This is a genomic window from Luoshenia tenuis (assembly GCF_014384745.1).
Lineage (GTDB): Bacteria > Bacillota > Clostridia > Christensenellales.
The window spans coordinates 188017-197762 of sequence record NZ_JACRSO010000005.1 but is presented as its reverse complement, the minus strand read 5'-3'; the positions used below and the strand labels follow the sequence as shown (position 1 = coordinate 197762).

The window sequence follows — 9746 nt, the reverse complement described above, 5'->3', positions numbered from 1 at the left end:
GCCAGCGTTCGTCCTGAGCCAGGATCAAACTCTTCAATTTAATCCTTTTATTCAAGCAGGGCTTCGTTTCCTACCCCCTGCTCTTTGGCTCTTACTCAAAGTCCTCTCCGTTTCCGCTTACCTTACTTACTTCAGAACTTCTTGCTATTTCGTCTCTTCTCTGTGCAGTTTTCAAAGGTCTTATAAACTGCCATCTGAGGCAGTTTTGCGCCCCGGGTTTACCGGAGCGAGATTAATCATACCAAACTTGGCATAGCCTGTCAACCCAAAACTTGAAAAAAATGCACTTTTTTATAAGTTTTTTCCCCGGAGGGAGCGGATACCGGCTTTGCCGCACCGTTCTTTATCGCCGTACGGCACCGCTTTTATGCGTATATATATGGAAGCGATCTTTTTAACCGTTCCAGGTCCGTTTTAAGCGCGCGGATGATCTTATGGGATAATCTTAGCAGAAAACGATAAAATAGGATAGAGGAAATCAAGCGGCTTTATAGTCCGCAGCGCAATTTTAGCGGTTTTAGCCCGAATTTGGCAATGGCGAGCCTCGGTGGGGCCTGCATCATGCGCACAGACGCGCTGGGCCTTGCGCCATACTCCGGTGATGGGCGCAAAGCATTTGCCAATTCTCTCCATTTCCCGTATGATAAGTCATGTAAGTTTTCACTGTAGCGCTTACAGATGAGCAAAACAAAAGCAAGGAGATTGAAGCATGAAAAAAGGTGTCATCATAACGTTAGGCGTCATCGTCGCGGTCATCCTCATCGTGGTGTTTTCCGCAATTGGCGGCTATAACGGGCTGGTATCCGGCCGGGAGAGCGTCTCAAGCTCTTTTAGCCAGATCGACGTACAGCTGCAGCGGCGCACGGATCTGATCCCCAACCTGGTGAGCACGGTCAAGGGTTTTGCCGCGCAGGAGCAGGATGTGATCGACAGCGTGACCACGGCCCGTGCCCAGTTGGCCGGCGCCCAGACGGTGGGCGAAAAGGCGGAAGCGGATTCGGCGCTGAACAGCGCGCTGAGCCGGCTGATGGTAATTGTGGAGAATTACCCGGAGCTTAAGAGCGACGCGAACTTCAGGCAGCTCTCCGATGAGCTGGCCGGAACGGAGAACCGCATTTCCGTAGCCCGTAAGGACTATAACGAGGCGGTGCAAAGCTACAACAATATGGTCGTACGCTTCCCCAACAACATTTGGGCGGGTATGTTCGGCTTCCAGAAGGCGGAGTATTTTGAGGCCGCCGCCGGCAGCGACCAGGTACCGGAAGTGGATTTTAGCAAATAGGACCTAACTGTAAAGGAAGGCTAGGTGAACAATGAAGCGCGCACGATTAAAGGCCGTTTGGTTTATCGCGCTGCTCCTGGTGCTGCTTAGCGCGTTGCCCGCGCTGGCAGCGCCGCAGCCCTCCCGAGAACTATACGTTTACGACGAGGCCAACATCTTCTCCCCCGAGGTGAAGGAAAGCATCGTGGCCTCCAGCAATGCGCTGGCTGAAAAGACCGGCGCGCAGATCGCCGTTGCCACGGTGAATTCCCTGGATGGAGAGCCCATAAGAGATGTAAGCCTGGATATGCTGCGCAGCTGGGGGTTGGGCGACAAGGACAAGGATAACGGCGTGCTGATCCTGCTGGCGGTAGAAGACCGGCAAAGCGCCATCGAAGTGGGCTACGGGCTGGAGGGCGCGCTGCCCGACGGAAAGACCGGCCGCATCCAGGATGAGCGGATGCTGCCCCACTTCCGCGAGGGCGAATATGAGACCGGGCTGGCCTACGGCTATCAGGAGATCTACAATATCGTTTGTGAGGAATACGGCATAGACCCATCGGAAATATCCTACTTCCAATCCCCCTTGCCTACCCCGGCTACGCCGCAGGAGCATGGCGATGAGGAAGGGATGCCCCGCTGGCTACAGATCGCCATGATGATCGGCGCGATCGCGCTTTTGGCCATCGACTGGCTGTTTTTGGGCGGTACCATTACCCGGCACTTGCTGACGTTTTTCATCCTCTTTGGCAGAGGCGGACGCGGCAGCGGTGGCGGAGGCTTTGGTGGCGGCGGTTTTTCCGGCGGCGGCGGTTCCGGTGGTGGCGGCGGCTCCAGCCGGAGCTGGTAAAATACGAACAAGCGGGCGGTACCCTTTGAAGGGCGCCGCCTTTTGCTATGCTGCGCAAAAAATGTCTGGTTTCTATGCGCGTAAAGTCCATTGACAGTGTGCTAAGCGCGCTATACAATTGAAGAAAAGGCCGGTCCAAAACGCTTCTAAAGCGTACAAATATTGATGGCTTGAAGGGGGAAAACGACATGGGCTTTCGCAACCCAATTATTCCAGGCTATAATCCCGACCCCAGCGTTTGCCGCGTGGGCGAGGATTATTACCTGGTGACCAGCAGTTTTGAGGACTTTCCCGGGGTGCCGGTGTACCACAGCCGCGACATGGTGAACTGGGAGCAGATCGGCTACTGTTTGACCCGCCGCTCGCAGTTGGAACTGAAGAACTGCCCGCCCTCCCGGGGCATTTTTGCGCCGGTGATCCGCTACCACGAGGGGCGGTTTTACATGATCACCACCAATGTCAGCCACGGCGGAAACTTTTACGTGTGGACCGAGGATCCCGCAGGGGAATGGTCCGAACCCATCTTTTTGGCGCAGGGCGGTATCGACCCTTCCCTGTTCTTTGACGATGACGGAAAGGTCTACCTGACCTCCAACCAGCCCACCGGCGGGGATTGGACCATTGCCCAGAGTGAGATCGACATCGCCACCGGCCAGCTTTTGACAAAGCCCCGCACTATTTGGACGGGCACGGGCGGGCGGCACCCGGAGGGCCCGCACCTCTACAAAATCAACGGAAAATACTATTTGATGATCGCCGAGGGCGGCACGGAGCTGGGGCATATGGAGACCATTGCCCGCAGCGACAGCCCCTACGGCCCCTTTGAGAGCTGCCCCCACAACCCCATTTTGACCCACCGGGGCAACCCGCTTAACCTCATCCAGGGCACTGGCCACGCCGATCTGATCGAGGCGCACGACGGCAGCTGGTGGCTGGTGTTTTTGGCCTTCCGGATGACGCGCAACGCCTTCCACCACCTGGGACGGGAGAGCTTTATGGCCCCGGTGACCTGGGATGAGGACGGCTGGCCACACGTGTATAACGACGGGCAGATCCGCATCGATATGGAATGCGAAACGCTGCCGCTAAAGCCCTTCCCCAAGGCGCCCAAGCGGGACGACTTTGATGGAGAGCGCCTGGCCCTGCCCTGGAACTACCTGCGCAACCCCAACTTTGCGGATTACGACCTGAATACCGGGCGCAAAAGCGCCATCGGCCTGCGCTGCGGGGCGTACAACCTGTTTGACTGGGCCTCGCCCAGCTTTATTGGCCGCCGGCAGGAGCAATGGGACTGCGAGGCCTATACCCTTTTGGACTTTGAGCCCCGCGCCGAGGGCGAAGAGGCCGGCTTTACCACCTACTTCCAACCGCTGCACCATTACGAAATCGCCCTGACCCGCAAGGAGGGCAAGCGGGTGCTGATCGTGCGGCGAACCGCGGTGGACATGTGCTATATCGCCTTTGAGCGGGAGGTGGAGCCCGGCCCCATCGTACTGGGGGTCAAGGCGGATAAGATGGATTACACCTTTATGTACGGCCGACCGGGCGGGGAGATGCAGGTCGCCTGTACGGCCTCTACCCTGCCGGTGAGCATCGAGGCCTCTACCACCCACGCCACCGGCATGTTCTTGGGGCTTTACGCCACGGCCAACGGCGCCCAATCCCAGAATTGGGCCTACTTTGACTGGTTCGATTACAGCGTAGGCGACGAATAGAAAGGATGTGCGAAGATGAAATATCAAAACCCGGTCATCCCCGGTTACAATCCAGATCCTTCCATCTGCCGGGTGGGCGAGGACTATTACCTGGCCACCAGTTCCTTTGAGTACTTTCCGGGCGTGCCCATCTACCACAGCCGGGATCTGGTGAACTGGGAGCAGATCGGCTATGCGCTAAGCCGCAAAAGCCAGCTGCCGCTGGACAACTGTAAGCCCTCCGGCGGCATTTACGCCCCCACCCTGCGCTATCACGACGGGCGGTTTTATATGGTGACCACCAACGTGAGCAACATGGGTAACTTTTATGTATGGACCGAGGACCCGGCGGGCGAATGGTCCGAGCCCATCCCCGTGGCCCAGGGCGGCATCGACCCCTCCCTGTTTTTTGACGAGGACGGCAAGGTCTACTTTACCTCCAACCAGAGCATCGACAACCAATTTTGCATCACCACCAGCCAGATCGACATTAAGACCGGCCGGCTTTTGACCAAGCCCCGCAAGGTCTGGGGCGGCACGGGCGGGCGCAACCCCGAGGCGCCGCACCTTTATAAGATTGGCGGGAAGTATTACCTGATGATCGCCGAGGGTGGCACGGAGCTGGGGCATATGGAGACCATCGCCCGCAGCGACAGCCCCTACGGCCCCTTTGAGAGCTGCCCCCACAACCCCATCCTCTCCCAGCGGGATCATCCGCTCAACATCCTTCAGGCTACGGGGCACGGCGACCTGGTGCAGGCCCACGACGGCAGCTGGTGGATGGTCTTTCTGGGATACCGGCTCAGCCGCAACGCTTTCCACCACCTGGGGCGCGAGACATTTTTGGCACCGGTGACCTGGGATGCGGACGGCTGGCCGCACGTGTATGGCGACGGGCAGATCCACACCACCATGGAGGCGGAACTGCTGCCCCAAAAGCCCTTTGCCCCTGATCCTGTGCGGGATGACTTTGACGGCCAGCGCCTGGCGCTGCCCTGGAATTACCTGCGCAACCCCAATTTAGCCGATTACGACCTGAATACCGGGCGCAAAAGCGCCATCGGCCTGCGCTGCGGGGAGAAGAACCTGTACGACTGGGCCTCGCCCAGCTTTATCGGCCGCCGCCAGCAGCACTGGGACTGCGAGGCGACTACCCTTTTGGACTTTGAGCCGCTGGCCGAGGGCGAGGAGGCGGGCTTTACCACCTTCTACCAGCCCCGCTACCATTACGAGATCGCCGTTACGCTGCGGGACGGGCGGCGCAAGCTGATCGTGCGGCGCACCTCCACGGATATGAGCTACATCGCCTTTGAGGCGGAGATTGATAAAGGCCCCATCCTGCTGGGCGTGAAGGCCGACAAGCTGAACTACACCTTTGTGTATGGCCGCCCGGGCGGGGAAATGCAAAAGGCCTGCGTGGCCTCTACCCAGCCCATCAGCACCGAAGCTACGACCATGAGCTTTACCGGCACTTTCTTTGGGCTTTACGCCACGGCCAACGGCGCCAGATCCTGCAACAAGGCGTACTTTGAGTGGTTCGATTATAAGCCGCTGTAAAGAAGCACAGCATAAAGGCAGGCAAGGGTTCCCTTGCCTGCCTTTTAGGTTGCGCGCGCACGGTTAAGCGGGTATGATAAAAGGTGAGAACGAGCCAAAAGGAGGCGCCGCATGAAGATCGGCTTTGTTGTGTACCAGGGGATGAATCTGCTGGAGTTTGCGCTTTTATACGACCCGCTGACCCGTATCAAAACCATGGGGTTTGACCAGGGGCTAAGCTGGGACCTGGTGAGCTATACCCTGCTTGGCGGGGACGACCGCGGGCTGGAGCTGACCCCCACCCGCATGGGCGGCCACCTGCGGGAATACGATATACTGGTGATCCCGGGCGGGGATACCGCCCGGAAGCTGTGCAATGACGAGGGCTTTGTCTTTTGGCTCTCCTCCGGGGCGCAGGTACCGGTGCGCTGCGCCAGCGGCCTAGGGGTGCTGATGGCCGGCATGGGCGGGCTGCTGCTGGGCGCGCGGGCCGCCGCTCCGCAAAACCTGCACGCGGCGCTGGAGCGGGTATGCAAAAGCCCCGAGGACGTCCCCTTTCTCTCGGACAAGCACTGTTTGACCTGCCAGGGAGGCTTAAGCGCGCTGCTGCTCTCGCTGCACCTGGTACAGCGGCTGCAGGGGGAAAAGATACGCGACCTGATCTTGCAGCGCATTGCCGGCGAGTACGCGGAAAAGGGACTGCTGATCCCGGGCGGGAAGTAATGCAAAAAAGGCTAAGCCACAGGGGTTTGCCCCTGTGGCTTTTTATTATCCAAAGTCATGGCGATCTCCGCCATCGCTGCCTCTATCTTCAAATGCATACTTTTCCACCTGACAACAGCATACAATCCCGTCATTCCGAGCCGCAAGCGAGGAATCTTCTTACACCTCGTTGGGCTCTCCTGCACCGTGCAGGTCAAACGCCGCTTTCCTGCCCATACGCGAGATTCTTCGCTCGGCCTTGCGGTATCCCTTTGAATGACAACGTAGTAAGTGCTAAAGTTTGGGTATTCGTTCAAGGTAATCTCTCCCTCCGGCGCACCTAAAGGCGCGCCACCTCCCTCGTCAGAGGGAGGCAAGTATGGGTTGATCCGATTGGTAGAGCATAAGCGAAACGACTGGAAAATATATCTGCTTATCTGCTTAGGAGAGTTTGAGAAATCTCCGTCCCCTCCACGGAGTGGCCGTTTGGGGGGATTAGGGATTGTTAAGGGAAATCTATAGCGCCCGCCGCCAGTGGAGTACGGAGTGAGCGCCGGCAGTGCCGGATGCAGCGAACGCAGTACTCTGTGAGTGCGAGGTAAGCACAAGCGGCATAAGCCGCGATGGGCAAACCCGTAACGAACAGAGGCTGACGGGCCTACAGAGCCAAAGGGCGCGATGATTTCTGTGCACGTGAGGTGCGCCCGAGCGGCCGGCACGCCGCGATGGGCAAACCCACAGTGAACAGAGGGGCTTTAGCCTAAAGGGGGAAATCGGAATCCCCCTTCCCCCTTAACGAATAAAATTCGTTCCTTAACTTTCCTCCCTATTTCGCATTATGCCTTGGTTCTCTACTGAATAAAAACCTATGCCTTTAACTAGAGAGCCTTAGCATCTTTTTTAAGCGCTGATGCTATTCCTGCGTCCGTAAGGAACCGCCTTTTGATGATCCAAAGCAAGTGCGTTGAGGATGCGCTATCCGAAAAGATAATACGGGACGCGTTGCAGACCACCTATGATGAGCTGCTAAAAGAAACAGAAAACTAAAAGCCAGGGCACGATGCCCTGGCTTTTCCCATGCTTCGCCGCTCTTTCCTACTCCTCCCCCGCTGTATCCGCGGCCGGCTGCAGCGCCAGGCGCAGGGCGGTATCCTGAAAGAAGGTATTGGCGTTATAGAGATACAGCACCTCGCTGATCTCATAATAATCGATCAGGTCGTCCAGGTTGCCGTAGTAATAGCGCGGATCCACCACCACGATCTCGCTGAAATAGGGAACCAAGAAGGGGATAAAGCAGTTGGCGTACGAATCCTTGACCACCAGGATGCGGCGGGTGGAATCGGCCGCAGTCTCGATTTCCACCAGCGGATGGTTGCCGTTTAAAAATACGGCGTAAGCGTCCCGTTTTTGCAGGTTCTCGCTGGCGTAAAGGGTAGCGGTTCGCTGCTGCTCTTCCACATAATTGACCACCAGGGGCACCTCTTCCCTGGGGAAATACATCTCGATGGCCTCGGTCGTCCCGCCCAGAAAGCCGCTTTTGGCGCTGAGGGTACCCTGAAAGCCCTCGGTCACGGGCGCGCGGTCAAAGGCAGCCGCCTCCGCGTCCAGCCCCAGCGCGCCCGCGGCGCTCTGAAAGGCCAGGTAAGCGCCGGGCGTGGTCCAGTGGTGATCGGTCCGGTAATAAAGGCGGGTCTGATCCCGATGGGCCATAAAGCTCTCCCGCAGGTCGATGGGGGTGATATTGCCCTCCCCCAGACGGGCAAAGAGCGTATCCAGGTAGGGATTTTGATCCTCCGCCGGGGCAAAGTGCGGCAGGCGGTCCGCATAAATGTTCACAGCGGTGGGCGCCACCATGGCGTAGTGCCGCAGGTTCCCGTGGCGCTGCGCAAACGCCTGCATGGCGGCGATGGTCTCGTTCAGGTTGTCCGCAGCCGGCGGGGTAAACTGCTCGTACAGGCTGCCGTCCCGCCCCAGATAGACGCCGTTGGCCTCACGCTTGCCCATGGCCTGATCGGCCATGGCTTTGATGGAAACAAAAAAGTCCCGCCCGGCGAATTGATCGTTCACATAGGTCTCCACATCCGTGCGGTAGCGCCCGCTAAGCAGCCTGTCCATGGAAAAATCCGGCCGCGCGGCCAGCATGCGGTTCTCCTTTTCAGAAAACGTCCGGTCCGCGGTGAACAGATTGATCAGCGTCAGGGCGAATAGCCCCACCAGAAAGGCCGCGCCCAAAAAGAGTGAAAAGGCCCGGAAGCTGGCGATAGGATCGCGTTTTTTCACGTTGCGCCCTCCTTTCTAAAACCTGAAGTACAAGAATGGATTATAGGTATCAAAAACCAGGTAGGCGATGCACAGCACCAATACCAGCATTAGCACCAGCGCCGCGGCCCAGGGCGCCCGCTCCGTCAGCGCGCTTAAACCTCGGGCGATGAGCGGCCCGCAGGCCAGGATCCCCAGGACGAACAGTACAAGATGGCTCAAAAGCAGGTAAAGCCCGGTGCCATCGGCAAAGCCTGCCGCGCCGATGCCCACCATATTGCCCAGATACGCCCCTACCCCCTGAAGGGAGGTATTGCTAAAGAGCACCCAGCCCACGATGACCAGCACCATGGTGTAGGCGCGCTTGCCCCAGGCGGGCATGCGCGAGAGCACCCGGCCCAGCAGGTATTTTTCAAGACAGAGCAGCACCCCGTAGTAAAGGCCCCACAGCACAAAGTTCCAGCTGGCCCCGTGCCACAGGCCGGTGAGCATCCACACCACCATGATGTTGCGCAGGTGCTTGAGCACCGGCACCCGGTTGCCGCCCAGCGGAATGTACACGTACTCGCGGAACCAGCTGCTAAGGGAGATATGCCAGCGCCGCCAAAACTCGGTTATGCTTTTAGAGATATAGGGATAGTCAAAGTTCTGCATGAAGTTGAAGCCAAACATCTTGCCAAGGCCGATGGCCATATCCGAATAGCCGCTGAAATCAAAGTAAATTTGCAGCGTATAGGCGAAAATACCCACCCAGGCGGTCAGCACGCTGGCCTCCCCCGGCGCTAAAAGCTGCACGGTGGTAAAGACCCGCCCCAGGTTGTTGGCCAGCAGCACCTTTTTGGCCAGCCCCAAAATAAAATCGGCCGCGCCCGCGCCGAATTTGACCAGGCTGACCGAGCGCTGCTCCAGCGCCGGCTCGATATCCGAATAGCGCACGATGGGCCCGGCGATCAGCTGGGGGAACATGGTGACGTACAGGCTGAAATTGAGCAGGCTGCGCTGGGCATGCACCTTGCCCCGGTACACGTCGATCAAATAACTCATGGTCTGAAAGGTGTAAAAGGAGATGCCTATGGGCAGCGGCAACGCCCGGTAGGGCAGGCTCAGCCCGGTCAGCGCGTTTACCGTTTCCACCAGAAAGCCGGAGTATTTAAAAAAGCCCAGCAAAAACAGGTTGACCCCCACCGCCAGGAGCAGGTTGGCTTTGGCCCCCCGCGCGCCCCGCTCGATGCGGCGGCCGATATCCAGGCCAAAAATATAGTTAAAGGCGGCGGAAAACAGCATCAGCACCACATAGACCGGCTCGCCCCAGGCGTAGAAGAACAGGCTGGCCAGCAGCAGCACGATGTTTTTAAAGGACTTGGGGACGAAAAAATAAGCCATCAGGGTGATGGGCAAAAAGAAGAATAAAAAGAAAATGCTGCTAAATACCATGGGCCTATCC

The 9746-nt window shown here is 58.1% G+C and carries 7 protein-coding genes; 5 read left to right on the top strand and 2 right to left on the bottom strand.

Annotated elements, in window-relative coordinates; genetic code table 11:
* Positions 1–709: 709 nt before the first annotated feature.
* The 5 genes from H8699_RS11375 (at position 710) to H8699_RS11355 (ending at position 6064) form a co-directional block, all read left to right on the top strand.
* Positions 710–1282 (top strand): LemA family protein, encoded by a 573-nt coding sequence (locus H8699_RS11375; RefSeq protein ID WP_147518738.1) that lies wholly within the window; start codon positions 710–712, stop codon positions 1280–1282.
* Positions 1283–1313: 31 nt separating this feature from the next.
* A complete protein-coding gene (locus tag H8699_RS11370) occupies positions 1314–2111 on the top strand; it encodes a TPM domain-containing protein (RefSeq protein WP_249285794.1) in 798 nt (265 codons plus the stop codon).
* A gap of 188 nt (positions 2112–2299) precedes the next feature.
* Positions 2300–3826, top strand: a complete 1527-nt coding sequence (locus tag H8699_RS11365; protein ID WP_249285793.1) for a glycoside hydrolase family 43 protein — start codon at positions 2300–2302, stop codon at positions 3824–3826.
* Between the two features lie 15 nt (positions 3827–3841).
* Positions 3842–5362 (top strand): glycoside hydrolase family 43 protein, encoded by a 1521-nt coding sequence (locus H8699_RS11360; RefSeq protein WP_249285792.1) that lies wholly within the window; start codon positions 3842–3844, stop codon positions 5360–5362.
* 111 nt (positions 5363–5473) lie between these two features.
* Positions 5474–6064 carry a type 1 glutamine amidotransferase family protein gene (locus tag H8699_RS11355; RefSeq protein ID WP_249285791.1) on the top strand — a complete coding sequence of 197 codons (591 nt, stop codon included), beginning with the start codon at positions 5474–5476 and terminating at the stop codon, positions 6062–6064.
* Between the two features lie 1074 nt (positions 6065–7138).
* On the opposite strand, the gene H8699_RS11350 is transcribed toward H8699_RS11355, so the two are convergent.
* Complete coding sequence (locus tag H8699_RS11350; RefSeq protein WP_249285790.1) at positions 7139–8323, bottom strand: DHHW family protein; 1185 nt, start codon at positions 8321–8323, stop codon at positions 7139–7141.
* A gap of 15 nt (positions 8324–8338) precedes the next feature.
* A complete protein-coding gene (locus tag H8699_RS11345) occupies positions 8339–9736 on the bottom strand; it encodes an MBOAT family O-acyltransferase (RefSeq protein WP_249285789.1) in 1398 nt (465 codons plus the stop codon).
* Positions 9737–9746 lie beyond the last annotated feature (10 nt).